The sequence below is a fragment of the Chryseobacterium sp. TQ-BC-N36 genome, assembly GCF_058382295.1.
This window is the reverse complement of record NZ_CM178175.1, coordinates 2,128,112-2,151,085: the sequence shown is the minus strand read 5'-3', so window position 1 is coordinate 2,151,085 and position 22,974 is coordinate 2,128,112. Positions and strand designations below refer to the sequence as shown.

General features: G+C 37.5%; 30 protein-coding genes. 8 read left to right on the top strand and 22 right to left on the bottom strand.

Annotation, left to right across the window (positions count from 1 at the left end; genetic code table 11):
• Positions 1–144: 144 nt before the first annotated feature.
• Complete coding sequence (locus tag AC3FI7_RS09575; protein ID WP_491461930.1) at positions 145–582, bottom strand: DUF6526 family protein; 438 nt, start codon at positions 580–582, stop codon at positions 145–147.
• 570 nt (positions 583–1,152) lie between these two features.
• Here AC3FI7_RS09575 and AC3FI7_RS09570 point away from each other — a divergent pair.
• The 4 genes from AC3FI7_RS09570 to AC3FI7_RS09555 all read left to right on the top strand — a co-directional run bounded on the left by AC3FI7_RS09570 (position 1,153) and on the right by AC3FI7_RS09555 (position 5,587).
• The gene (locus AC3FI7_RS09570) at positions 1,153–2,922 is read left to right on the top strand and encodes an aminopeptidase P family protein (protein WP_343659198.1); all 1,770 of its coding nucleotides are present in this window, start codon (positions 1,153–1,155) and stop codon (positions 2,920–2,922) included.
• 447 nt (positions 2,923–3,369) lie between these two features.
• Positions 3,370–3,936 (top strand): Crp/Fnr family transcriptional regulator, encoded by a 567-nt coding sequence (locus AC3FI7_RS09565; protein WP_142723287.1) that lies wholly within the window; start codon positions 3,370–3,372, stop codon positions 3,934–3,936.
• Between the two features lie 53 nt (positions 3,937–3,989).
• On the top strand, positions 3,990–5,012 hold the full coding sequence (locus tag AC3FI7_RS09560) for a saccharopine dehydrogenase family protein (RefSeq protein WP_491461929.1): 1,023 nt from the start codon (positions 3,990–3,992) through the stop codon (positions 5,010–5,012).
• Positions 5,009–5,587 (top strand): NAD(P)H-dependent oxidoreductase, encoded by a 579-nt coding sequence (locus tag AC3FI7_RS09555; protein ID WP_142723289.1) that lies wholly within the window; start codon positions 5,009–5,011, stop codon positions 5,585–5,587. The genes AC3FI7_RS09560 and AC3FI7_RS09555 overlap by 4 nt, the downstream gene beginning before the upstream one ends.
• Before the next feature lie 88 nt (positions 5,588–5,675).
• Here the strand turns inward: AC3FI7_RS09555 and AC3FI7_RS09550 are convergent, their stop codons facing one another.
• The 10 genes from AC3FI7_RS09550 to AC3FI7_RS09505 all read right to left on the bottom strand — a co-directional run bounded on the left by AC3FI7_RS09550 (position 5,676) and on the right by AC3FI7_RS09505 (position 15,328).
• On the bottom strand, positions 5,676–6,692 hold the full coding sequence (locus AC3FI7_RS09550) for a TerC/Alx family metal homeostasis membrane protein (protein WP_142723290.1): 1,017 nt from the start codon (positions 6,690–6,692) through the stop codon (positions 5,676–5,678).
• A gap of 8 nt (positions 6,693–6,700) precedes the next feature.
• Positions 6,701–8,212, bottom strand: a complete 1,512-nt coding sequence (locus AC3FI7_RS09545) for a helix-hairpin-helix domain-containing protein (protein ID WP_343659196.1) — start codon at positions 8,210–8,212, stop codon at positions 6,701–6,703.
• A gap of 1 nt (position 8,213) precedes the next feature.
• Entirely contained in the window at positions 8,214–9,698 is a 1,485-nt protein-coding gene (locus tag AC3FI7_RS09540; protein WP_491461928.1) for a protein phosphatase 2C domain-containing protein, read from the bottom strand.
• Between the two features lie 84 nt (positions 9,699–9,782).
• The gene (locus tag AC3FI7_RS09535) at positions 9,783–10,421 is read right to left on the bottom strand and encodes a vWA domain-containing protein (RefSeq protein WP_343659194.1); all 639 of its coding nucleotides are present in this window, start codon (positions 10,419–10,421) and stop codon (positions 9,783–9,785) included.
• Positions 10,422–10,423: 2 nt separating this feature from the next.
• A complete protein-coding gene (locus tag AC3FI7_RS09530; protein WP_142723293.1) occupies positions 10,424–11,062 on the bottom strand; it encodes a vWA domain-containing protein in 639 nt (212 codons plus the stop codon).
• 27 nt (positions 11,063–11,089) lie between these two features.
• Positions 11,090–11,749 carry a stress protein gene (locus AC3FI7_RS09525; RefSeq protein ID WP_142723294.1) on the bottom strand — a complete coding sequence of 220 codons (660 nt, stop codon included), beginning with the start codon at positions 11,747–11,749 and terminating at the stop codon, positions 11,090–11,092.
• A 5-nt stretch (positions 11,750–11,754) separates the two neighbouring features.
• Positions 11,755–12,330: a TerD family protein gene (locus tag AC3FI7_RS09520; protein WP_142723295.1), complete on the bottom strand. Its 576-nt coding sequence runs from the start codon at positions 12,328–12,330 to the stop codon at positions 11,755–11,757.
• 511 nt (positions 12,331–12,841) lie between these two features.
• Positions 12,842–13,564 carry a siderophore-interacting protein gene (locus AC3FI7_RS09515; protein WP_142723296.1) on the bottom strand — a complete coding sequence of 241 codons (723 nt, stop codon included), beginning with the start codon at positions 13,562–13,564 and terminating at the stop codon, positions 12,842–12,844.
• Between the two features lie 87 nt (positions 13,565–13,651).
• Complete coding sequence (locus AC3FI7_RS09510; protein WP_343659190.1) at positions 13,652–14,518, bottom strand: helix-turn-helix domain-containing protein; 867 nt, start codon at positions 14,516–14,518, stop codon at positions 13,652–13,654.
• Positions 14,519–14,692: 174 nt separating this feature from the next.
• Complete coding sequence (locus AC3FI7_RS09505; protein ID WP_491461927.1) at positions 14,693–15,328, bottom strand: LysE family translocator; 636 nt, start codon at positions 15,326–15,328, stop codon at positions 14,693–14,695.
• A 205-nt stretch (positions 15,329–15,533) separates the two neighbouring features.
• On the opposite strand from AC3FI7_RS09505, the gene AC3FI7_RS09500 reads away from it, so the two are divergent.
• The 4 genes from AC3FI7_RS09500 to AC3FI7_RS09485 are packed head-to-tail and all read left to right on the top strand — an operon-like array spanning position 15,534 to position 18,279.
• A complete protein-coding gene (locus tag AC3FI7_RS09500) occupies positions 15,534–16,241 on the top strand; it encodes a hypothetical protein (RefSeq protein ID WP_343659186.1) in 708 nt (235 codons plus the stop codon).
• Positions 16,228–16,872: a hypothetical protein gene (locus tag AC3FI7_RS09495; RefSeq protein ID WP_491461926.1), complete on the top strand. Its 645-nt coding sequence runs from the start codon at positions 16,228–16,230 to the stop codon at positions 16,870–16,872. The genes AC3FI7_RS09500 and AC3FI7_RS09495 overlap by 14 nt, the downstream gene beginning before the upstream one ends.
• Entirely contained in the window at positions 16,842–17,591 is a 750-nt protein-coding gene (locus AC3FI7_RS09490) for a sensor histidine kinase (RefSeq protein WP_491461925.1), read from the top strand. The genes AC3FI7_RS09495 and AC3FI7_RS09490 overlap by 31 nt, the downstream gene beginning before the upstream one ends.
• Positions 17,592–17,598: 7 nt before the next feature.
• On the top strand, positions 17,599–18,279 hold the full coding sequence (locus AC3FI7_RS09485; protein WP_343659182.1) for a response regulator: 681 nt from the start codon (positions 17,599–17,601) through the stop codon (positions 18,277–18,279).
• Between the two features lie 66 nt (positions 18,280–18,345).
• Here AC3FI7_RS09485 and AC3FI7_RS09480 read toward each other — a convergent pair whose 3' ends face one another.
• The 11 genes from AC3FI7_RS09480 to AC3FI7_RS09430 form a co-directional block, all read right to left on the bottom strand.
• Positions 18,346–18,609: a RebB family R body protein gene (locus AC3FI7_RS09480; RefSeq protein ID WP_142723303.1), complete on the bottom strand. Its 264-nt coding sequence runs from the start codon at positions 18,607–18,609 to the stop codon at positions 18,346–18,348.
• Positions 18,610–18,693: 84 nt separating this feature from the next.
• Positions 18,694–18,951 (bottom strand): RebB family R body protein, encoded by a 258-nt coding sequence (locus AC3FI7_RS09475; protein WP_142723304.1) that lies wholly within the window; start codon positions 18,949–18,951, stop codon positions 18,694–18,696.
• Between the two features lie 84 nt (positions 18,952–19,035).
• Entirely contained in the window at positions 19,036–19,293 is a 258-nt protein-coding gene (locus tag AC3FI7_RS09470) for a RebB family R body protein (RefSeq protein ID WP_228451196.1), read from the bottom strand.
• A gap of 82 nt (positions 19,294–19,375) precedes the next feature.
• Positions 19,376–19,633, bottom strand: a complete 258-nt coding sequence (locus tag AC3FI7_RS09465; RefSeq protein ID WP_228451197.1) for a RebB family R body protein — start codon at positions 19,631–19,633, stop codon at positions 19,376–19,378.
• A gap of 77 nt (positions 19,634–19,710) precedes the next feature.
• Positions 19,711–19,968, bottom strand: coding sequence for a RebB family R body protein (locus tag AC3FI7_RS09460; RefSeq protein WP_142723307.1), 258 nt, complete (start codon positions 19,966–19,968; stop codon positions 19,711–19,713).
• Between the two features lie 461 nt (positions 19,969–20,429).
• The gene (locus AC3FI7_RS09455) at positions 20,430–20,657 is read right to left on the bottom strand and encodes a hypothetical protein (RefSeq protein ID WP_491461924.1); all 228 of its coding nucleotides are present in this window, start codon (positions 20,655–20,657) and stop codon (positions 20,430–20,432) included.
• Positions 20,658–20,676: 19 nt separating this feature from the next.
• Positions 20,677–21,057: a hypothetical protein gene (locus AC3FI7_RS09450; protein WP_491461923.1), complete on the bottom strand. Its 381-nt coding sequence runs from the start codon at positions 21,055–21,057 to the stop codon at positions 20,677–20,679.
• A 28-nt stretch (positions 21,058–21,085) separates the two neighbouring features.
• On the bottom strand, positions 21,086–21,901 hold the full coding sequence (locus AC3FI7_RS09445) for a hypothetical protein (RefSeq protein ID WP_142723310.1): 816 nt from the start codon (positions 21,899–21,901) through the stop codon (positions 21,086–21,088).
• The gene (locus AC3FI7_RS09440) at positions 21,898–22,086 is read right to left on the bottom strand and encodes a hypothetical protein (protein ID WP_142723311.1); all 189 of its coding nucleotides are present in this window, start codon (positions 22,084–22,086) and stop codon (positions 21,898–21,900) included. The genes AC3FI7_RS09445 and AC3FI7_RS09440 overlap by 4 nt, the downstream gene beginning before the upstream one ends.
• A 38-nt stretch (positions 22,087–22,124) precedes the next feature.
• A complete protein-coding gene (locus AC3FI7_RS09435) occupies positions 22,125–22,640 on the bottom strand; it encodes a hypothetical protein (RefSeq protein WP_142723312.1) in 516 nt (171 codons plus the stop codon).
• Between the two features lie 17 nt (positions 22,641–22,657).
• A complete protein-coding gene (locus AC3FI7_RS09430; protein ID WP_047400697.1) occupies positions 22,658–22,873 on the bottom strand; it encodes a RebB family R body protein in 216 nt (71 codons plus the stop codon).
• Positions 22,874–22,974 lie beyond the last annotated feature (101 nt).

The following is a 22,974-nucleotide window of genomic DNA, read 5'->3' as shown; positions in this document are numbered from 1 at the left end:
ACTATTACACAGACTAAGAGAATTCCCCACCACATTCCAGCCTTAAAAATTGTTTCTACGGCCTCACAGCTTGTCAATGTCAACAAGCTTAATATCATTATACTGTATAAGCTTAATTTTTTCATAGTAGTATATTTTGTGATGTTAAACTCTTAAATGATCAGCTCTCCATTTTTTGATAGATCTTTTAATTTCATCTCCTGAGATGTTTTCATGAAGTGCCTTGTATAAAAGCTCTTTGAACTCGTCATCATAAGCAAATCTTAAGGCAGCAATCTGGTCGAATTTCAATTTTTCAACCGTTTCATCCGATCTTATATTGAAGATTTCAAAATACCGTTGCTGAAATTCCAGAATCACTATCCGGTTTTGCAGTCCCAGTGCATAATGCTGCCGGGTCATAAATGCAAGGTAGGAAAGCAGAAAAATTACAATAGAAAACAGGAGCCAGATCAACTGATTTTCCGGGTCATTCCAGATTTTATAAATTCCGAAAATCTCCATTAGGATCAATATCGGAAGATAAATAAAGTGATGTGGCGGATAAAATTTCCTGTGGTTACTGTAGTTTTGCTGTTTCATAAGGTAGCATGCAGCAATAATCTTTCCAAAATTTATTATTTTGATAATAAATCAACATTTGTGGTATGTTTAGTTTGTCTATTTTAGCTTCTTTGTATTGATATTCTTTGTTGTAAATTTATATTGTTTGTATTTCAATATTTGAATATGCTTTAAGTGATTACGAAAGTCAAAGTTTGTATCTGATTTATTTAATATGGCATTGATGTTCAAGTGATCAATCTTCTCAATAAAGTTGTTAAACTTTACAAAACCACAAAAGTCACAAAAGGGTTTCATTTTAAACACTTGAGTTCTATTAAGTAAGTTTAAAATGAAACTGAAGAAAAGTTCACATAAGATGAAAATCAAAGATTTTACAAAACTTAAGTGCACTTATTATACATAAACCTTGACTCTAAAAAGCTTAAGTGTTTAAAACTTTTGTGGTTAAAAATAATGAATATAAAAGTTGAAACAGCTTCAATAAGAAGTCCTTTAAAAATAACAGATTATTAAGCAAAATAGCATGTTAATTTCATCTTCAGCCTTTAAATTTTTCGTAACTTTCGGTGGTTAAAAAAGAAAAGAATGACTTCAAAGGAAAAAGTTGCTGCGCTTCGTGAAGAAATGCAGAAAAATAATGCTGATGCATTTATTGTATATTCTGCAGACCCGCATATGAGCGAATACCTTCCCGAAGAATGGCAGGAAAGAGCTTGGTTGTCAGGTTTCCTTGGTTCTGCCGGTTTTGTGGTGGTTACCAAAGACAAAGCCGGACTCTGGACAGACGGAAGGTACTTTACACAAGCTGCTATCGAGCTGGAAGGTTCCGGAATTGACCTTTTCAAAGACGGTATGGAAGGAACCCCTAATTATATCGACTGGATTATTTCAGAAATTCCTTCAGGCGGTAAAGTGGCTGTAAATGCTTTGGCTGCTTCTAATGCCAACTGGGAACTGCTTTCTCAAAAATTTAATTCAAAAAATATTACCCTGATAGATCTTCCGCTTTTAAAACAAGTCTGGAAAGACAGAGGAACACCATCTGCTAACCCTATTTTTGTACATCCTGTAGAAAGAGCCGGTAAATCTGTATCGGATAAAATTGCTGCTATCCGTCAGAAAATGGAAGAGCAGGAGGCTACCGTACACATCATATCAAGTCTGGATGATGTCGCATGGACATTGAACCTCAGAGGAAGTGATGTAGACAGCAACCCTGTTTTTTTAGGATATATTGTAATCACTAAAAATGATGCTGTTTTATTTACAGGGCTGGAAAAAATGGAAGTAGCGGCTAGAAAACAAATGGATGATGCCTTTGTGAAAATGATGCCTTATGAAGAATTTTACAATTATCTGAAGAATTTCAAAAATGAAAAAGTACTGGTTTCTCCAAACAGCAACCAGCAGATTTTTGAAACATTAAAAACGGAGAACCAGTTTATTAAAGCTCCGGTTCCCGGTAACCTGATGAAAGCCCAGAAAAATGAAGCTGAGTTGGAAGGTTTCAGAAAAGTAATGGTAAGAGACGGAGTGGCTATGGTAAAATTCCTTTACTGGTTAACACACAATGCAGGAAAAGAAGCCATGAACGAATATTCTATCGGTGAGAAACTGAGAGGCTTTCGTGCAGAAGGAGAAAATTTTGTAGGAGAAAGTTTCGGTTCCATTGTAGGATATAAAGATAACGGTGCCATCATGCATTATTCTGCCAAAAAAGAAGGAAGCAAAGAAGTAACCAATGAGGATACTATTCTTGTAGATTCAGGAGGTCAGTACCTTGAAGGAACTACAGATATTACAAGAACTTTCGCTTTAGGAACCCCTTCGGAGGAATTTAAAAGAAACTCAACATTGGTATTACAGGGATTGATCCGTTTATCAATGGTGAAATTCCCGAAAGGAACAAAAGGTGTACATTTAGATGCCATCGCAAGACTTCCGTTATGGATGGAAGGAAAAGACTTTAATCACGGAACCGGACACGGAGTAGGAAGTTTCATGAATGTACACGAAGGTCCGCAGAACATCAGAAAAGATCTGAACCCTCAGGAACTTCTTCCGGGAATGGTGCTGTCCAATGAGCCTGGATACTATCTTGAAGGACATTACGGAATCCGTCATGAGAACCTTATTGCTGTAAAAGAAGCAGAAAAAACGATTCATGGAACATTCTATGAGTTTGAAACTCTGACATTCTGCCCATTCTTTAAAGATACGGTAGTAAAAGAAATCCTTTCAGAAAGCGAAATCGCGTGGTTAAATAGCTACCACAAAAGCTGTGAAGAAAAACTGGCTCCTTATCTGGAGGGAGAAGTTAAAGAATGGTTCCTGCAACTGGTAAGCCCTCTTTAAAATAAATAAAAATTAAAATCTGTTGATAATCAGTGGTTTAAATTTTTATTTTAACTGTTAAACAGAATAATTGTTAGATAAACCAAAGTCCTGTAGGGTATTTCCTGCAGGGCTTTTCTTTTTATGCAACCGTATTTTTACGGATATAATTCTAGGGATTACCCTGATGTAAAAAAAATAGGGCTGCCCTATATTTGTATCAACAAAACATCATTCATATCTTCATAAATAACTCAAGTAAATTCAAAACGGTAGATCATCTCGTCCTGAGATGATTTTTTTTTATATTAATCAAAATTTATAGTGGGTAAGCTCAAAACAATTCATGAAATTGATGCGGTCTTTACCATAATTCTGCAAAAATTAAAACTTTGTGTTGATCCGGTATGGAACCTCCGTCTTTTTATCTATTTTCGTAATTCATTAGAAACATCCTTATTTAAAAAAATGATACGTGATTACTTTCGAAGCTTTAATCTCTTTTCAGAAGATGAAATTGAAGAGTTCCTACAGCTTTTCGAAATCCGAAGGCTGAATAAAAATGACTATTTTGTGCAGGAAGGTGAAAGATGTAGGGAAGTAGCGTTTATCAACTCAGGAATCTTCCGGTCTTTCTATACTTCTGATAACGGAAAAGATATGACCTATTGTTTCAAATTTCCCAATATGATGATTGCTGCTTACTCATCATTTATTTCAGGATGTCTTAGTAAAGAAAGCATTCAGGCGATTACTGATGTAGAATTGCTGATTCTGAAAAAAGAAAAAATGGATCTCCTGGTAAAGGATGCTCTGAACTGGACTCAGTTTTTAAAAATCATTGCTGAGCAGGAATATCTCGAACTTGAAACCCGTTTTTTTCAGCTTCAAAGGGATAATGCAGTGCAACGGTATGAAGCGTTATTAAAGAATCAGCCTGATTATATTCAGAAAATCCCACTGCAATATCTGGCCTCCTATCTTGGCATCACACAGCGTCACCTTAGCCGTATCCGAAAGGAAATTTCTTTTTAGACATTTGTCCTGTCTGTTAAAACAGATGCGCTATACTTTTGTCAAAAAAAGTTATGGAGCAAAATATTTTAATTATCGGAGGAAACGGGTTGGTAGGCAAAACAATTTCCCGAATCCTGAAATCAAGAAATCCTCATCTTACTGTTTTTATCGGAGGCCGAAAAGGAGGAAAAACAGATAAAGATCTGAGAATTGATGTTACAGATCCTTCTTCTTTTAAAGTGATTTCTGACAAAAAAATAAATCTCATCATTCTTTCCGTCAATGATAAAGAGGATCATGTTCTTCGTTTCGCTATTGATCATCAGATAGATTATCTGGATATTACGAAGCCTACCCCGGCCTTGGTGAAAGCCTATAATATTGCCGGAAAAGCGGAAGTGAACAGCAGAATTGTCTTCAGTTCAGGCTGGATGGGCGGTATTGTCCCAGGGTTGGTTAATATCTTGTCTGATTCAGGGGATATTAATGAAGTAAAACTCTTTGTCTACTATTCTGTGAAAGACCTGGCAGGGGAGAGTTCTGCGCATTTTATGGCGGAAAACGTAGCGGTACCTTTTGTGCATTATAAAAATGATAAACCGGTTTCTATCAGGCATTTTTTAGATACTGAAGCTTTTAATTTTTCTTTTGGAATAGGGAGGAGAAGTGCATATAATTTTGATGTGCCTGATTTGTACATTCTCAACAAAGTGGAAAGAATTTCTGATGTTAACGTAAAAATGACCTATAATTCAAAATTCATTACCTGGCTTTTGGGGGCATTTCAATACTTAAGAATTTATAATATACTGTCTTTAAAGGAGAGAAAAATGATTTTCGGGTCGAGTGGAAACGGTGACCAGTCAGTCTTTGAAATTGTAGTTGATGATCAGGCTGGACAAAAGAAGCTGAGTTTGCAGAGCTTAAAAGGACAGGCAGAACTTACTGCTCTATCTGCTGTTCTGCATACCGAAGAACTGTTGAGAAATCCTCATGAAAATAAGGTCTATTTCAGCCATCAGCTGCATGAGCCTTTATCATTACTGGCACAGCTTAATGCCTATGATTCTATCAATATCAATGTGACATCATGAAAAAAATAGCAATTATCAACGGACATCCCCATAAAGATTCCTTCAATTTTGGAGTTGCGGAAGCTTATAAGTCGGGAGCTGTAGCATCAGGAGCCGAAGTCAGGGAAATTGTGATCCGGGATTTAGATTTCAATCCCAATCTGCAGTTTGGATACCGGAAAAGAATGGAACTTGAACCGGATTTGGTGAAAGCCTGGGAAATTATACAATGGGCAGATCATCTGGTTTGGGTACATCCTGTGTGGTGGGGAGGATTTCCAGCCATTATGAAAGGATTTATAGACCGGTTATTTTTACCCGGAATGGCTTATAAATACCGGGAAAATTCCGTGTGGTGGGATAAACTGCTAAAAGGAAAAACAGCTCACATCCTTACAACATTGGACCAGCCGGGATGGTATTACCGTTTGTTTTTCGGAAGACCCAGTGTCAATCAGCTTAAAAAGTCCATCCTGGAATATTGTGGAGTAAAACCCATTAAACTGACTTACATCGGTATCATCCGGAATTCGAAGGATGAGCAGCGAAATCAGTGGCTGAGAAAGGTGAAAGACTTGGGTAGAAATTTAAAGTGAGTTTTGATTTAGTCCATTAAACTATTGAAAAAATGTTATCCTTAATGGATACAACATTTTTTCAATAGTATTTTTATTATCTGTCAGTTTAAGTTGTTGCTTCTTTCTGGGGAAAAAGAAGAGACATAAGAACTGATAGAATGAGTATTCCGGCGACAATTCCCAAAGATATGGGCGATGGAATATGAACCCAGGGAGATATCAGCATTTTAACGCCAATGAAGCTTAAGATAACAGCCAGCCCGTAAGGCAGTTTGCTGAACATATGAATGAAATTTGCAAGTAAGAAATACAACGATCTTAAGCCCAGAATGGCAAAAATATTAGAGGTATAGAGAATAAAAGGATCTTTTGAAATAGCAAAAATAGCAGGAATGGAATCCACTGCGAATAAAACGTCAGTAAACTCAATAACAGCTACTACAATCAGGAGGGGAGTAGCCATTTTAATGCCGTTCTGAATGGTGAAAAATTGATCACCGGCATAGTTGTCAGAAACTTTCCAGCATTTTTTTATAAGTTTTGCACCAGCAGTATTACTGAAATCTTTTTCATCCTCATCATCTCCTTCTCCCCACGATTTGACTCCGGCATATATCAGAAATAGACCAAACAGCGTCATTACAATGTTGATCTGTACTGCTTTACCGAATATATGTGTCTCAGGGAGATAAGTTAACTGTATGATTCCGATACCAGCAAATATAAATAGAGCTCTGAAAATTAAAGCTCCAATAATTCCCCAGAACAATACTTTATGATGCAGATATTTGGGTACTTTAAAAAAGCTGAAAACAAGGATGAAAACAAACAGATTATCTACGGAAAGTGCTTTCTCTATCCAATAGGCAGCCTGGAACTGTGTGAATTTTTCAAAGGCCAGTGCATTGCCTCCTTCATCCTGATTGAATATCCAGTAGATAATACCTGAAAAAACCATTGATAGTGAAATCCATATGACTGACCATACTGTTGCTTCTTTAGTGGAAACTTCATGGGCTTTTCTGTTAAAAACACCCAGATCCAGCAACAGCATTATCATAATAAGTAATGCAAAGCCGATGATAAGTCCTGGATGTAAATCTATAATATTTTGTTGATCCATAATAAGAATTAATTATGAGTTAAAGTAATATACATAAGCCTTCCTCCTTCTTCGTCTGAAAGCATAATCTTCTTTCCGTCCCTGATTTCGACCATCGAATTAACGGGGATAACCTTATTCTCAGACAGATCTTTCATGGAAGGCATTCCCTGATTGACGAGCATCCATTTGTTTTGGTAAAATGTAAAATAACCTACGGGTTTTTTATCTTCCGGGGTGAGACTTTCATTCCGGATTACTTTCCTGGATGCATGCCATTTAAAAAGATATTGATTATGGTATACCATCAGTCTGTGATTCTCAGGTTTCCATACATTATCTTTAAATTTATAATACAGATCAATAACGGGTAAACTTCCTTTGTGAGGGGTGCCGCAAAAAGGGCATTTGGGAGCAGAGGTATTGTCAAAGACATACCATTTTTCATCACAATCCGGATTGCTGCAGGGTTGTATCAGGTCTACTGTTTTCAGAAGAGCTGTTTCCCATTCATTGGCAATGGGTCTTAGAATAGGATTGTGCAAACCATCGATAAACGCTTTTTTAAAGAGTTCTGTCAGATAAGGTCCCGTAATGGTAAAAGGTGATTTCTTAGGGTCTCCCCAGAATATATTCCACTTTTTGAGATGATCTGTTTTTACACGATTAATAGGATTTTCAGGATGTTCTATAAAAACAGCTTTTTCTCCCATAGCCAATATTTCATCCTTTTCAGCATCGAGATCCCAGATTTTTCCTCCCCTGAAAGGATGTCTCCTTAATAAATACATATAGATCAGCACAGGAAGGGCATGAAGATCTGTTTTTTGATTGGGAAGAATCCTGTTTGGATCTCCGATATTCAAATGTTTGGTTTTTAAAACTTCGGGAGCTATAAAATCTGCAGTCCCTATTACTTTGGCAGGAATAAGTCCCGGTACTACCAGACCATCAATATCTATGATGCATGCTGATTTTGTGACAGGATCTACAAGTACATTATTATAGGAAAGATCAGAATGGGCCAGTCCCATTTGATGCATTTTTTTTACCCCTCTGGAAATATTGATGGCAATCTGAAAATAGCTTAACCAATCTCCCAGTTCAGAACGGTCAAGGGATAAAGGATATTGTTTGTTTCTGAAGGAAGGGGTTGTAAACCATTTTCCAACTTTTTCACCATTTTTGATCGTTTCATTGGCTGTATATCCTTTTTTAAAGAAAAATTTACCATTATAGAAAGGAACGATGACTCCCCATTTTCCATTTTTTTCAACTGCATCATAGGGCCATCTGTAGATTTCATCTAAAAAATATTCAGATGAATTTCCGTTTTTGATATTGTTGTGGTATAAAGTGACAATTTTCTTGATACTTTCTTTATGGTTGAAATCTATAAAATCACGAAAGAAAGCGACTGCATATTTTTTGTCTGGTGAAAAATAGACATCTTTTACACCTCCCACTTTAGGATTACCATCATCTACGTATTCGTAAATTTTTGATGGATCAATGACTGATTTTACTTTTATAATATTCATCTCAGTAAATTATAGCAAGTGTTCTGTCGTCGTGATTCCCTTTGCTCCAAAAGTCCATCCAATGAAGGAGTTGGGATTCAATATCAGAGTCTTCTTCAAAGTCAACTTTCACCAGCTCTTCATTCTCCCCATCAAGATCTCTTAGAAATTCTTTCCAATTGTCAATGTTTTCCAATTTGCTTTCTACCAGGAATTTAGGATCATATATTCCATCTGTCATCAGGAATAATTTTGAGAAATCTTCAAAACAGTTGATGCCAAAGCGTGCTCCCATATCCGGGCTTGAAAATATTTCTGTCATGGTAATAAAACGGGTGGCGCCTCCTACGTCACCTACATCAAGAAAGTTTAAAAGTTGTACTTTTTCATGCTGATCAGTCATGATATTGATAGGACAGTCACCCACTCCAAAACTAAGTATCACATAGCCGAAATCAAATTTTTTTATCAGGGCAAAGATGATGGTAGTATTGAGGTCTTTGATAGGTATATTCTCCTGGCCGGCAAAATTTTTAAGCTCATGATGAAGATTTCTTACATTTTTGTAAAGAATATTGATGATGGCTGATTTTTTTTGCAGTCTGTAGTCCTCATCCAAATTTTCGTTTTTATCTTTATTCTCTTGCGGAATATCATCAATGGTATTTTGGGGTTCTGTTTTTTCTGGATCTTTTACTGAGTGCTCACTGAAAAAATCAATGATGTGTTCAGAAAGCTGCTGCAGCACTTCAGTATCATCAAAACTTCTTGTGATATATTCGGTTGCTATTTTTGAACCCATTCGTGCATATTGGGCAGATCCCGCCCCATCAGCTACGGCAATGACAGCCCAGTTGTCAGGTAATTCAAGCAGATGAAAATCATCATCTCTGAATGTCCCTGCATGGGCGTGTGAACGGCCTCTTTTTGAAGCAATCACAATTTTTTTATCCAGAAATTTTGCAGACAGGGTAGAAGTATCTGATTTGGCAAATCTACTGCCTTTATCACTGGGTTTATCTATCCAAAGATCTTTTGGATCTGCATTGACTACAAATGGAATGATTTTAATGTCATCTGTTTCATTTTTGTCATTTCTGTTATAAAATACAATTTGAATATCAATAGTATTAGCCATCATGGGAGTTCCTGTAATACAAGATTTTTCATGATCAAACTGCAGTCCTGCGATATCCAGATTTTTAATTTCACGGATAACTATATTCGGAAATTCACCTGTATTGAATGAATACTGATATTCTTTTTTTGCATTGGCATTGGGAATAGCAATATATTTTTCTTTAAACTCCTCTTTATCTCTGTACATATTGAAGATTTCTAAAACCTGTTTTTTTATTGAATGCATTGACTTTTCAAGGTCGCTTACTTTTGCATTTTGCATGAGCTTGGAGATCGTGGTTTCTACAATCTTATTTTCTTCAATCTCAAAATCTTTTAAAATGTCTTTTAAAAATGTTTCCATATTATTCTCATGTTCTGTTTCCATCAAATCCATCTTTTGAAATTCAATTCCGGATTTTTTCTGTTTTTTTCAATGATGCTGAAATGTCAGTAAGACCATCGCTATATTTTATACAATAATATTGAGCTCTGCTGGTGGTGGAGGCAATACCATCGTTTCTCCGGTTCCCTGAGATTTCCCACCCATTTCAATGGAAGTGCTTACCCACTTAAAGAAAGTAGCCAGTGTACCGGCATCCGTAGATTCAAGCTTAACAACATGACTGGTAAGTTCCTGTAAAAAACTTATTTCTGCTTCAGGGCCGGCAGCACAACCTACAATAACTCCGAAATCAAGTTTTTTAACGCTGGGAATTATTTCTCTGTACTTTTGAATATCAGATGGTTTCCCATCCGTAAAAACAAAGAGTAAAGGCTTCCAGTCCCCTTTACGGATCAGGGAGCCTTTTACAATTTCTTTACTGACAAGATCACACATCATGGCAAGAGCTTCCCCTGTATGTGTGGGTCCGCTGTCCGGACATGTTATTTCTACAGGCTGATAACTTGCAAGATCAACAAGAGGCACCATATTGTTCACTTCACGATTGTAAGTGATAACACTGATATGAAGAGATTCCATTGCTTGCGGATCTGAACGAAGCATACTGATAAGCCCGTTGAAACCATTATTAAGTGCCTGTATCGGTTCTCCTCTCATTGAGCCGGAAGTATCCAACAGGAAGTAAGCCAATAATCTTCTGTTCATATCTAAGCCACAATTACCAGTTCAGATGGGGGTGGAGGAAGCTGATCTATTCCTGCCAGTTCTACTCCTGTTGTTTCCACTTTGGTTGAAGTGGTTGAAATAGACGCTGTTACCCACTGAAAGAATTTTGAAATACTTTCAGAATCTGCATTATCTAATCTTACTGTAGCTTCGGTAATCTGTTTCAACACAGCATCGTCTGCTCCCTGTCCGGCAGCACATCCTACAATCAGCCCTTTATTGACGGATTTCAGTTTCTGATATCCGGTTTGCCAGTTATCAGTAGGTACACCATCTGTCATGATAAAAGTTAAAGGTTTCCAGTCTCCTTTTTGTTCCGTTGTCGTCTTAATGATTTCTGACTGCATTTTATCTGCTAACAGGCTTAGGGCGGCCCCTAATGAAGTTGTACCGGAAGCTTTTAAGTCAAGCATTTGAAAAGAAGCAAGGTCAGTTAAAGGGATAATTTGGTTGGCCTGGCTGTCAAAAGTAATGATACTTACATAAGCGGTTTCTATAGCCTGAGGATTCTGACGGAGCGAATGAAGCATCATCTGAACTCCATTTTTAACGGCTTCAATGGGCTCACCGGTCATTGAGCCCGAGGTATCCAGAAGTAAATATACGGGAAGTCTTCTCATGGTAGTTTTTTTATTGTTTTTTGATTATTATTTAGATCCCGGAGCCCATTTCATTCCCCAGCGGTACGTTTTATCACAGTCTGCGTGAGAATTATGAAAAGTTACCAGTTTTTTTACCTGCATAGAATGAGGAGAAAAAAGGATTTCAGCAATAGCACAAAACTTTCTTGAGTCATTTTGCTTACCCATTTCAACCTCTATATCGGGATTCCCTGAAACTTTTATATTGATGATCCCATTCGTTTCATTCCATCTGGCAACACCGTCATAAATAAAACAGTAGATCACAATTCTTTTAAGACTGTTGATGCCAACGGGGTTTACAAGTATGTTTTCACCTGATCCTGAATTGGCACCACGGTCATCTCCGGTATGCCAGATAAAAGGGGCATCGCTGTATCTTCCCTGCCTGGTAAGTTTGTCTCTTGAACCTCCTTTGCCATTGGCAAACTGTAATCCATCGATACAGTCTTTCTGTCCATTGTTCAGTTCATAAAAACATCCCAGATCCAGATCAATGCTGCTGTTCCCTCCTAATAGACTTGAGAAAAAGCCTTTTTTTTGTTGAGGTTGGGACCAGTTGAGATTAATGATAATTTCCTTTTTAGAAATTTCAGGTTTGGTAAGGTCAATAGAATGGATATCTCCCTTTTTTTCAATGGTGATTTTTTGTAGATTAATAGACATGGTTTTTATTTTATAATGTTTCCTTTATAGTACTTTGATAGAAAAAAGGCAAGATCTTCTCTGTATCCGATGCCGGAAGCTTCAAATTTCCACTGCTCATTCTTTTTGTAAAGACGTCCGAATTCGACAGCCGTCTCAATAGAAAAGTCTTCACCCAGCTCGTATTTGGCTATTTCCTGTCCGGTAGAATTGTCGACAATTCTGATGTATGAGTTGCGTACCTGTCCGTAGTTCTGTTTTCTTATATCAGCTTCATGAATCGTTACAACAAATAATATCTCAGTAATACGAGGATCAATTTTTGATAGATCAACCATGATAGATTCATCATCATCCCCATCACTTGATTTTCCATCAGGATCATCACCTGTATGCACCAATGCTCCGTCCGGGGATTCTGTGTTTCCATAAAAAATGAAAAAAGGGTCAGAAGGGATAAGCCTCTCTTCATTGATCATAAAAGCGGATGCGTCCAGATCAAATTCATAACCGGTTCCTTCATTAGGATCCCAGCCCAGGCCAATGGTCATATTATTTAATCCGATATTAATTTTCTGACCTTTTTGTAAATTAATTGCCATACAATCTGTTTAAGTTTTATATATTCAAAAGTTTGTCTTTATTGAAAATGTTTTAACTTTCTGATGTGGTAAAAGTAAATACATCATATTGACAATCATTACGGAAAACCGTAAAGGCATACTGAATTGGAAATTCAGTTAGTTAATGGGGAATCTTCTGACTGCTTTAAATAAAAAAAACATAACAGTATACACTATTATGTTTTTATTCTTAAAATGTTTAAACTTTACCTAACCACAAAAGTCACAAAAGGTTTCATATTAAAACACTTGAATTCACTTAAGTAAGTTTGAAATGATTCCGCAGAAAAGTTTACATAATATAAAAATCAAAGATTTTCACAAAACTTAGGGGGACTTATTACGCATAAGACCTGGTTCTGAAAAGCTTAAGTGTTTAAAACTTTTATGTCTAAAATCTGAAATAATGATTATAAAAATTTAAACAGACTCTTTGATAAAATAGTAAAGGGTCAGTTCCATCGCATCTGTAAGATTGCTTTAGATATTACTATAATCCCTTTTTTCCCTCAATCCAATACGCCTGTGATTTTATGCATTTCGGAGATACACCTCTGGCTTTAAGGAATTTTCTGATCAGCGACATTCGTCCTCCGTTTCCGGTGAGATAAAAAACAACATCATCATCACTGATGGTTTCCTTTTCTTCTCTCAGAAAATCGTTGAGTGCTTCAATCATTCTCATGGTATTGTTTTTAGGAATGTGATAACCGTATAGATTGAGATTTTCAAGCGCTGAGGCTTCTTCCAGTTCATGCAGGCATATAAACTGTAATCCATTTTCTTCAACAGCTTCTTTAATGGAAAGGGAGCTTCCGAGTGAAGTTTCATCTCCTACAGAAAAATGAATTTTTGCATGGGGTTCAAAAAATCGTTTTCCTCTTGGTATTAAAATTCTTACAGAATCTCCGGTAGATAAGCGGCTGATAAACTGGCTCCCTACAGCTTTGTCATCATGTACATGAAATATCACTTCAAAAGTTCCTGTTTCACTGTTAAAATTAAATGGTGAATAATTACGGAAATCTCTATCACTGACCCTGATCCCTATCGCATAGGCAGGTTCAAACTGAACATCCTGTAAATCACCTTCAAAATATATCCGGCGAAGATCAGAAGTGATGGATTCTATATCGGTTACAGTACAATCTTTAAATTTTGAGGACCAGACATTTTCTACAGTATCATTGATCCATTTCGGTAGGCTTGGCATAAGTCATTTTTTATTGCAAAGGACGTTGCAAAATCAGAAAATACCGATAGCTGTTTCGGGGGATTAATTGGACTATTCGTGGTGATCTTATTGGTGTTGATTCCGGAACTCTGAAGGTGACTGGTTTTCCAATTTGGAAAATAAGCGGCTGAAGTAGGTGTGGTCACTGTATCCCAGCTCATAAGCCACTTCTTTTACACTCAGATTGGTAAAAACCAGTAATCTTTTGGCTTCAATTAAAATCTCCTGATGGATCCAGTGCTGTGCAGGCTTTCCTGTTACTTCACGAACAGTCTCTGTTAAATATCCTCTTGTAATATTTAAAAGTTCCGCATACTCAGATGGACTTTTCAAGGTTTTGAATTGCTGTCGAATCAGAATTCGGAATGCTCGCGACAGCTGTAAAGCACGGCTTTCGTTAGAACCATGAGAAATATTATTTTGAGAATAGAGCATGGTAAACATTCCCAGAAAAGCATTAAGTAAAGACTGTGCAACCAGAAAACCTTCTTTAGAGGAAAGCATTTCGTGAGTATATGAAGAATGAAGAATATCTGCTGTTGTGCTGATTCTTTCGATAAGGTTTTTATCAATGAAAAGAGGCTGTATTTCAACCAGGGATTCATCAAAAAAAGAACGGACGGTATCAGGAACAAGTTCAGCTTTAACAGCAACAAACCATCCGGAAATATTATTCATTAAAAGTCCCTGATGTACCTGGCCGGGCAGTACACAGAAAAGAGCAGGACCTTTTGCTTCAACTGTTTTAAAGTCTACCATCATTTTTACATGTCCGCTTTCCATACAGGTAAAAATATAATGGCTGTCCCGATGTATTCCTTTATCCATAAGAATATTATCCTCCGCGATCTGGGTATGCTGATCCATTCTTTTGACGTGGAATTGGTGATGGGAAATCCCATTTAAATCATAGGTGGGAATTGTCTGTTTCATTACCGGAGCTGTTGTGATAAGGATAATACGCAACCACAAAATTACGTATTTTCACGGTTTCATATCCCGGATATTAATCTCAAATTCGCGGTGCATCATAATGATGCTGTCTTCAAGTCAGATTTTATATGATATACACAGGAATTCGGGACAGAAAGAAAGCTGTTCCGGATTTTATCTGGCCTTTGAAAATGCCATTTTTACAGCCAAAAAAGTCAATACACTGGCCATAAACCATTTCTGAACTTTAATCCATACCGGATTATGAGAGAAAAACAAGGCAACTCTTGCAGCGGTTAATACAATGATAAAGTTGACGCTGAAGCTGATGAGAACCTGAATTACCCCAAGTTCAAGACTCTGGGTGAATACAGAACCATAGGCAGGCTTGATGAACTGAGGGAAAAATGACAGGTAAAAGATCGCAACTTTTGGATTCAATACATTCGTTAGAAAACCAATGGTAAATAGCTTTTTAGGACTGTCATGTACTCCGTTTTTATCAACCTCAAAAATATTCCTGCTCTTGGGTTTTACAGCCTGATAAGCCAGGTATAAAAGATATACAGTTCCCAGTGTTTTAAGAATGGTATAAGCCAATGGGACGGCAAGTAAAACAGCAGTAAGACCAAAAGAAACCATAATAATATGGAATAAAAAACCACACACGACTCCGCCCAATGAGATAAATCCGGACTTTTTCCCCTGCGTTATGGATTTTGAGATCAGATAAATCATATTAGGACCGGGACTGATGACTAAAATGAGTGCCGCCAGAATGAAAAATATAAGTTCGTGAAGTGGAATCATAAAGAGTATTTATTTAATTAACGTTGTTCCCGGCGCAAAGATACAAGGTGTTTGTGATTTAATTTTATGAAAACTGACGAAACATTGATTTTTATTCAATTGTATTTTATTTTCCACTTCGATGTGATTTAAAAATGAATATCAGTCTGTTTTTTTTGTAAATTTCAACACATAAAATAATTATCATTCACAAATATATATTATCATGACTACTGAAAACATCTTTGCAGCCATCAGGAAATGGAAAAATCTTATTGATTCTTACCAAAATGGAATTGATGCGAATGGGGCAGAAATTTTGAATTATTTGAATCAGGGAACTCACTTCAGCGTTTCAGGTGAAGAAATTGAGCAATGGAAAATAAATCTTGCATCAGAAGAGCTGAAAACGATTCATGCCTACGTAGGTATTCATGAAAACCGGCTGAAATTTTTTCTGATTGATTCCAGGAGTGATAAAGATGCCGATTTCAATACCATTCTTACCAAGGAATTTTCCCGTGAGTTTACAGAAGAAAAGATGGAAAGTAATGATCTTGAGGTAACACCTCCCCCCATTACCGCAGAATCAGCCATTAACCGCAGCTTCAGGTGGAATATGTTTGGGACTGCATGGATGCAGGCCCAGAAAACCGCAGATCTTTTTCAGCTGATTTCCATTCCGTTTTCAGATTATGAAAAAATGGGTATTGAAGGAGGACAGACCTGCACCAGTTTCTTTGGACTTACTGATGATCTGGTAAAAAAAGGGTCAGATTTTTCTTATCATATTGAGATTATCACGGTGAAAAGCTTGGCAGTCAATCATATGAGTGAGACCGCAGAAAATTATTCTACTCCGAGACCTCCTTTTACCATTGATACTCTTAATGATTATCAACTTTTGAAGCAAAGCAACAGTGTTTTCGTATAACAGTTTATCCCTGTATCTGCAAATTGTTATTAATCTTGTCCTGTTTTCAGGGCTGATTGTTCTGGTGAAAGAAGGAGTAAAAACAAAACTTTCTTTAGTGGTGCTTCTTTCAGGAGAACTGATGCTGGAGCTGACGGATCTAACGGACCGGCTGATGAAATTAAATACGCTTAATACCTGCAATTATGCATTGAGTCAATTTTTTGGGTTGATTGTTCTTACCGTGATTTACAGCCGTTATTATATCCGGATTTCCCGTGGGGTACAATGGATGATCTATTGTTATGCAGTATTGACCTTGTTTACGAATATATTTTCAGCACAAAATGAAAGACTGGTTACTTTTTACTCCAATATTATCACAAGTATTATTATTTGCAGCTATGCAGCGTCTTATTTTTTGAAGATCATCAGGGAAGGCAGAGCAGAAAAGAATATGTTCATTGTGAACATCATTGTTTTTCTCTTTTTTTCTGTTGAATGCCTGATTTCTACTGCATTTAATTTTCTAATCAGCAACCATTTGAACTGGGTCGCCCCTATCTGGCTTTTCAGGGGTTTTTTACTGTTGTTTTTATATCTTGCTTTTATTAATCTGGGATGTGGCGTTGGGAAGATCAGGACCAGATAGTTGTTTGGATATGGATTGGTATAGGGCTGTTTCTTTTAACAACAGTATTAATTACAGCATTGGTGATTAATTATTTAAAAAGTATAAAAAAGAATAAACAGAAAGTCTCTCAGCTGGTCCGGAATACCCAAAAAGAATATCAGGAGAACATACTGCATTTACAGGACCGGGACAGGGAACGTCTGGCAGAAGAACTTCATGATAATATTATCTCGCAGCTGAATCTCATTCGTTTGAGTCTTCATGATAAAAATACTGAACAGCTTAACTGGGATTTAAAAAGATCTATGCAGCTGATACGGGAATTTTCCCACAATCTTACCCCACCTGATCTTGATGAGATTGAACTTGAAGATCTGATTGCAGATTATTTGGATCAGATCAGCAAAAATATAGAGGTTATTTTCCGGCATATCACCATAAAAATACCGATCAGCAATCCTGTAAAACTGAATCTTTTCAGAATTGTTCAGGAACTGATCACCAATATATTGAAACATGCTGCGGCGACAAGGGTTGATGTATCTCTCAGAATATCATTCGGTTATCTTGTTTTGATCATAGAAGATAACGGGTGCGGATTTATTATGGAATCTCAATCGGGAGGTATCGGACTGAGAAATATCCAGTCCAGGGCACAGAAAATTAAAGCCATTTATAAAATTAAAACACAGCCTGAAAAAGGAACAAAATTTATAGCCTGTATGGCAATACAATAATATAAACATGGAATATTCAACAATTAAAATCGGCATTGTAGATGATGACCTGCTGTTTGTGCAGCTTTTGAAAAACTATATTGAAAATAATGGCAGTTATCAGGTGGTTCTGACCTCAACGGGAGGCCATCAGTTTCTTAAAGAACGGGGCTCTGTTTCTTTAGATATCCTGATTCTTGATCTGAGGATGGCCAACGGAGATGGCCTTGAGGTTCTGGGTGAATTGGCCCAAAGCGAAACTGAAACAAAAATTATCGTTCTTTCAAGCTTTTATCGGCGTTCGTTTATGGGGCAGATGCTGAAAATGGGAGCTCACGCTTTCTTACCCAAAGAAATTGAACTTGAGGAATTGTTGGCTGTCATGAACACGGTATATCAAACAGGTCATTATTTTTCCAATGATCAGATCAATGTGATGAGAACCCAGCTTTCGAATAAGCTGCCGGAGTTTCATGCCTTCTCAAAAAATGAACTGACAGACAGAGAAATAGAGGTATTACGGTTGGTTTGCCAGCAGTTCAATACTAAAGAAATTGCAGATTCACTGTTTATTTCTCCCAAAACGGTAGAAACACATAAGACCAATCTGATGATCAAAACCGGAGTGAAAAATATGGCGGGGCTTGTTATCTATGCAGTACAGAATAAAGTGATAGATGCTGATGAAATTGTATTGTTTGATAAATAACTGTATCACCAAAAAAATATCCGGAAGCTCATACATGGGCTTCCGGATAGGAAATCTAAAAAAACACTATAATTTAGGATGTAATATTTTAGCAATAGAAACTGCATCTGCAACAGTATCCATGCTGTAGATCTGGATCACACCCTGCGTAGTGGCTGCCTGGCCTAAAATGTTCTGCTGATTTTGTGCATTCACTGCATTTTCAAACATAATTCCTGTAGAATGGGCAGCGGATTGGTAGACATTAGCTAAGGCCATTGCGGGAGATTCTCCCACTACTTTTACATTCGATTGCGTTACCGCGTCTGTGATTTGTTCGTTGACTGGCATAATGATTATTGTTTATTGGGGTTAGAAAACAACCGGAATTTCCGGTTGTCGGATAATGGAATTTAAATGATTCGTAAAAACGAATTATGGATTAAGGATTTTAGCAATTGAAACTGCATCGGCTACAGTGTCAAGGCTATAGATTTGTGCAATTCCCTGCGTAGTTGCAGCCTGGGTTACAATATTTTGCTGATTCTGTGTATTCACTGCATTTTCAAACAGGATTCCTGTAGAATGGGCAGCTGACTGATACACGTTGCTTAAAGCCATTGCAGGAGATTCTGCTACTACTTTTACATTCGATTGCGTTACTGCGTCTGTGATTTGTTCGTTGACTGGCATAATGATTATTGTTTATTTTGATTTAGAGAACAACCGGAGTTTCCGGTTGTTCGGATAATAGGATGTAAGCTGTTCGTAAAGGGTTTACGGATTAAGGATCTTAGCAATAGATACGGCATCGGCTATTGTATCCAGACTGTAGATTTGAGTTACTCCTTGCGTTGTGGCAGCCTGAGTAACAATGTTTTGCTGATTTTGAGTGTTGATAGCATTTTCAAACATAATTCCTGTAGAATGTGCTGCTGATTGATATACATTGCTTAAAGCCATTGCAGGAGATTCTGCCACTACTTTTACGTTGGATTGTGTTACTGCGTCTGTGATTTTTTCGTTTACTGGCATAATGATTATTGTTTATTTTGGTTAAAAGCACCGGGTTTTCAGGCTCTATAAAATGGTTTTATTCTGCGGACTGCAAAATCAATTAAGGTTTAAGGGTTTTAGCAATTGAGATAGCATCGGCGATGGTATCTTTGCTGTAAATTTGAGTAACCCCCTGTGTCGTAGCTGCCTGGGTCACAATATTATGTTGGTTTTGCGCGTTTATTGCATTTTCAAACATAATTCCTGTAGAATGGGCAGCAGATTGATACACATTACTTAACGCCATTGCAGGAGATTCTGCTACTACTTTTACATTAGACTGCGTTACCGCGTCTGTGATTTGTTCATTAACTGGCATAATGATTATGGTTTATTGGGTTAAAAACAACCGGACTTTCCGGTTGAGGTATTTACTTTTATCAAAAAGTTTAAAAATTAAGGCTTAAGAATCTTCGCAATAGAAACCGCATCTGATACGGTGTCCAGGCTATAGATCTGCAGGATTCCCTGAGTGGTGGCTGCCTGACCTAAAATGTTCTGTTGATTTTGCGTATTTACCGCATTTTCAAACATGATTCCTGTTGAGTGTGCTGCAGATTGGTACACATTGGCCAGGGCCATTGCAGGAGATTCTGCGACTACTTTTACGTTGGATTGTGTTACTGCGTCTGTGATTTGTTCGTTGACTGGCATAATTGTAATTGTTTTTTTTGAGATCTGATCTCGGTTAATAATTATTGAGGTAAACTAGTTTGATATTTGGATTTTAAACTCACCACAGATCCTTCAGATAAAAAGATTTCAAAGTATTGGTATATACAGATTGGTGGATGATGATTGGATCTGAAAGGCGGCTCTGAATACAATCGTTGAAACTGTCTGTAAAATCTGTGCGAGTTTAAGCTTGTTTTTTATAAAAGGATGCGGTTTTTATTTTTACGATCTGTCTTAAAAATAAATTTCTGCTGCAGGTATACTGTCAATGGCGGATTCCTTTGGGCTAAAAATGGATTCTGAATAATTGCTTTTGTACATTGGCAGTATCTGAAACACGGTGCGAAATAAATGTTGACCTGATTGTATATATGCTGAGGGCACTGGATTTCATCTTTGCAGAGAATGTATACCGCATCCGTAGTTTTTAGAGAGTTCGATTAAAAACGATCTTTTTTTAATGTCCCTAATTCCTTGATTTTTATATTTTGGGGACTCATTTTTTTTAAGCTCATAACATAGTTGCTGATGCCGGTCATGGCATTTCGCTGCTGGTTCAATGCTGAATTGATCTGCATAGATCCTGTAGAATGTGCATTTACCTGGGTTGAAATTGCCTGAGGTACAGCGGTAGACATTCCCATGATGATGGTGTCAATTTCGTTCATAATATTTTATTTATTGTTTTTAAGGACGGATATTGTTCAGTCTGGTATTCAGCTTATTCATCCGCTCCATAATTTTAAGTTCTTTCTCCTTTACCTTGGCCCTGGAGGCTTCCTGAAGTTTTTTCAGCTGCTCTTCATAATCCATTACAGGGGTCTCAGGTGGTGGTGGGGGTTCAGGGACTGGAGGAACCTGCTGTTGTTTGACGGCTTCTTCCAGTTTTTCCAGCAGCGGAGCCAGTGACTTCATGGTCTCTTTGACCGCTTTATCCTTGATATAAGCAATGATTTCATCTTCATGTCTCAGAACAAAAGGCATGATTTCATTTTCGATGACTTCAGGCTCTGCTACAGGCACCGGAGGTTTTGTAGCAGGAGCTTTTTTTCGGATTCTTCTGCGCATAAAGATTCTGATTAAAGATTAAAAGATATTACAGCAGATAATTGATAAATGCAGCAGCAGCCCTCCAGTCGGGATTGATCTCTTTAACTACATTGTAGCCTGTAATCTCCAAAGCGATGCATGCTGAAATAGCACTGGCAGACAACATTTCTTTCAGCTGATTGAGGGGAAGGGTAAGGATATAGTCATCCGGAATCACGGGAGGAGTTCCATGGTTCGGAGGTATTTCATTCACAACAATACTCAGGATCTCCTGAAAGTAATGGGCAATCAGTTTGGAGGCCTGGAATTCCAGCTCTCTTTTTAATTCTACCAATTCATCCTGGGTCACCAGTTCTGCAATAGCTGCAACATCTACATCATGTACAGAATACTGAGCCTCACCCGTATTGGATGGTGTGATTGTAATATCAGTTTTGAGTATCCATTTTGATTTCTCAAGATTGATGGTGAGAAGCTTTGAATCAAGATCCGGAACGGCAATTTCACTTAAATTGGAAAAAGGTAAAATTCTCACATTGCAGTAAAATGCTTTTGGATCATCCAGTTTGATCATAATCACGGCTATTCCTGTAGATTTATCCTTGGGTTCTACTACAAAAGACTGAAAATGATTGTATCTTTTATTGCCTCTGTTGAGGCAGTTGACCAGCCTTATAGAGGGCTGTACATTCATATTGGAGGTCTGAAGATTAAATACAGAGCGGTCTGCATTACGATCGGCCTTTTTAGGATCCAGATAAAGAGTATCGTTGCTTCTGGTCAGGTAAAGTCGTTCATTTAAATCGGTTAAGCTTTCCAGATTTAAAATTTTGGCGGGTTTGGTTACTGAAGAATAGTTCATCTTTTATTTATTTTAATTTTTTCAAAGAGTTGGGTTATTATTGTTTTTTTCTTGGGATTGACTTCAATTTCCACTGAAGGAATTACTGCTTCTTTAATCTCTGGTTTTACGAGTGGCTGTGTCAGTTTTACTGACTTTAATACTAATTTTCCCCCATGATCAGCCGTGATAAAGCTTTTTCTCATACTGTCTTTTTCGGGTAAGTCCTTTTCCGGAGCCGGATCTACCCGTTTTTTTTTTCAGAGTCTTCATTCCCAGGAGAAACTTCCGTAAATAAGGGAGAAGAGGGAAGTACATCCGGAACCGGAAGTGCATTGACATTATAAATAGTATTGGAAATTTTCGCTTTTACTTCAGCATAGTCACTCACCATTTTGAATAAGTCTTTCATCATTTCATTTCCCTTTCCTGCATCCTGGCTCTGCAGATGCTCTGAGATCTGGTTTGAGGTTTCTTTACTGCCCGGTGCCGGCCCGAAAGTCGTTCCATAGGTCAGTAGATTATTGGCCAGTCGGCTTAATGCGATCAGGCCCACCTGTTCAAATCCTTTCAAAAAAGACTGTAAATCCTGAACCATCATTCCCGTGGACTGTTCTATCATTACTTTGGTCACTCCGGTCATTGGAGAAGCTTTAGGCGGAGCCAGTACCTCACTGTTCACAAATACTACAGCTTTCTCCGCCGGAGTGCCGGCATCTGCCGCCTGGGTTTGTTGGGTTTCACTGTTGTGTTCACTCATGATCGTAAGGTTTTATATTATCCTTTTAAAATTTTAATGGCATCAGCAACAATTGCAGGGTTAAGCTGGTTCAAATTCTGCTGATTGGTTACCGAATTCTGGATGGAAATTCCGCTGGCGTGGGTAGCCATCTGGTAAAGCATACTCATGGCCTGTGCGGGAGATTCACCAAGCACGGTAACATTGGTCTGCGTTACTGCATCTGTAGTCTGGTTATTTACGGTGTCTGCCATATTCTGGGTTTAATGGGTTATTATTGTTTTAATGTTTTGAAGATCTTTTCTCAAAGATTTTTTCTTTCAACTCATCCTCTTTATTTTTTCAGTTGAGCCAT

Bases quoted from the DNA above. Each gene is read 5' to 3' on its own strand.
- AC3FI7_RS09575 (WP_491461930.1), bottom strand. From the start codon at position 582: ATGAAACAGCAAAACTACAGTAACCACAGGAAATTTTATCCGCCACAT.
- AC3FI7_RS09570 (WP_343659198.1), top strand. From the start codon at position 1,153: ATGACTTCAAAGGAAAAAGTTGCTGCGCTTCGTGAAGAAATGCAGAAA.
- AC3FI7_RS09565 (WP_142723287.1), top strand. From the start codon at position 3,370: ATGATACGTGATTACTTTCGAAGCTTTAATCTCTTTTCAGAAGATGAA.
- AC3FI7_RS09560 (WP_491461929.1), top strand. From the start codon at position 3,990: ATGGAGCAAAATATTTTAATTATCGGAGGAAACGGGTTGGTAGGCAAA.
- AC3FI7_RS09555 (WP_142723289.1), top strand. From the start codon at position 5,009: ATGAAAAAAATAGCAATTATCAACGGACATCCCCATAAAGATTCCTTC.
- AC3FI7_RS09550 (WP_142723290.1), bottom strand. From the start codon at position 6,692: ATGGATCAACAAAATATTATAGATTTACATCCAGGACTTATCATCGGC.
- AC3FI7_RS09545 (WP_343659196.1), bottom strand. From the start codon at position 8,212: ATGAATATTATAAAAGTAAAATCAGTCATTGATCCATCAAAAATTTAC.
- AC3FI7_RS09540 (WP_491461928.1), bottom strand. From the start codon at position 9,698: ATGGAAACAGAACATGAGAATAATATGGAAACATTTTTAAAAGACATT.
- AC3FI7_RS09535 (WP_343659194.1), bottom strand. From the start codon at position 10,421: ATGAACAGAAGATTATTGGCTTACTTCCTGTTGGATACTTCCGGCTCA.
- AC3FI7_RS09530 (WP_142723293.1), bottom strand. From the start codon at position 11,062: ATGAGAAGACTTCCCGTATATTTACTTCTGGATACCTCGGGCTCAATG.
- AC3FI7_RS09525 (WP_142723294.1), bottom strand. From the start codon at position 11,749: ATGTCTATTAATCTACAAAAAATCACCATTGAAAAAAAGGGAGATATC.
- AC3FI7_RS09520 (WP_142723295.1), bottom strand. From the start codon at position 12,330: ATGGCAATTAATTTACAAAAAGGTCAGAAAATTAATATCGGATTAAAT.
- AC3FI7_RS09515 (WP_142723296.1), bottom strand. From the start codon at position 13,564: ATGCCAAGCCTACCGAAATGGATCAATGATACTGTAGAAAATGTCTGG.
- AC3FI7_RS09510 (WP_343659190.1), bottom strand. From the start codon at position 14,518: ATGAAACAGACAATTCCCACCTATGATTTAAATGGGATTTCCCATCAC.
- AC3FI7_RS09505 (WP_491461927.1), bottom strand. From the start codon at position 15,328: ATGATTCCACTTCACGAACTTATATTTTTCATTCTGGCGGCACTCATT.
- AC3FI7_RS09500 (WP_343659186.1), top strand. From the start codon at position 15,534: ATGACTACTGAAAACATCTTTGCAGCCATCAGGAAATGGAAAAATCTT.
- AC3FI7_RS09490 (WP_491461925.1), top strand. From the start codon at position 16,842: ATGTGGCGTTGGGAAGATCAGGACCAGATAGTTGTTTGGATATGGATT.
- AC3FI7_RS09485 (WP_343659182.1), top strand. From the start codon at position 17,599: ATGGAATATTCAACAATTAAAATCGGCATTGTAGATGATGACCTGCTG.
- AC3FI7_RS09480 (WP_142723303.1), bottom strand. From the start codon at position 18,609: ATGCCAGTCAACGAACAAATCACAGACGCGGTAACGCAATCGAATGTA.
- AC3FI7_RS09475 (WP_142723304.1), bottom strand. From the start codon at position 18,951: ATGCCAGTCAACGAACAAATCACAGACGCAGTAACGCAATCGAATGTA.
- AC3FI7_RS09470 (WP_228451196.1), bottom strand. From the start codon at position 19,293: ATGCCAGTAAACGAAAAAATCACAGACGCAGTAACACAATCCAACGTA.
- AC3FI7_RS09465 (WP_228451197.1), bottom strand. From the start codon at position 19,633: ATGCCAGTTAATGAACAAATCACAGACGCGGTAACGCAGTCTAATGTA.
- AC3FI7_RS09460 (WP_142723307.1), bottom strand. From the start codon at position 19,968: ATGCCAGTCAACGAACAAATCACAGACGCAGTAACACAATCCAACGTA.
- AC3FI7_RS09455 (WP_491461924.1), bottom strand. From the start codon at position 20,657: ATGAACGAAATTGACACCATCATCATGGGAATGTCTACCGCTGTACCT.
- AC3FI7_RS09450 (WP_491461923.1), bottom strand. From the start codon at position 21,057: ATGCGCAGAAGAATCCGAAAAAAAGCTCCTGCTACAAAACCTCCGGTG.
- AC3FI7_RS09445 (WP_142723310.1), bottom strand. From the start codon at position 21,901: ATGAACTATTCTTCAGTAACCAAACCCGCCAAAATTTTAAATCTGGAA.
- AC3FI7_RS09440 (WP_142723311.1), bottom strand. From the start codon at position 22,086: ATGAGAAAAAGCTTTATCACGGCTGATCATGGGGGAAAATTAGTATTA.
- AC3FI7_RS09435 (WP_142723312.1), bottom strand. From the start codon at position 22,640: ATGAGTGAACACAACAGTGAAACCCAACAAACCCAGGCGGCAGATGCC.
- AC3FI7_RS09430 (WP_047400697.1), bottom strand. From the start codon at position 22,873: ATGGCAGACACCGTAAATAACCAGACTACAGATGCAGTAACGCAGACC.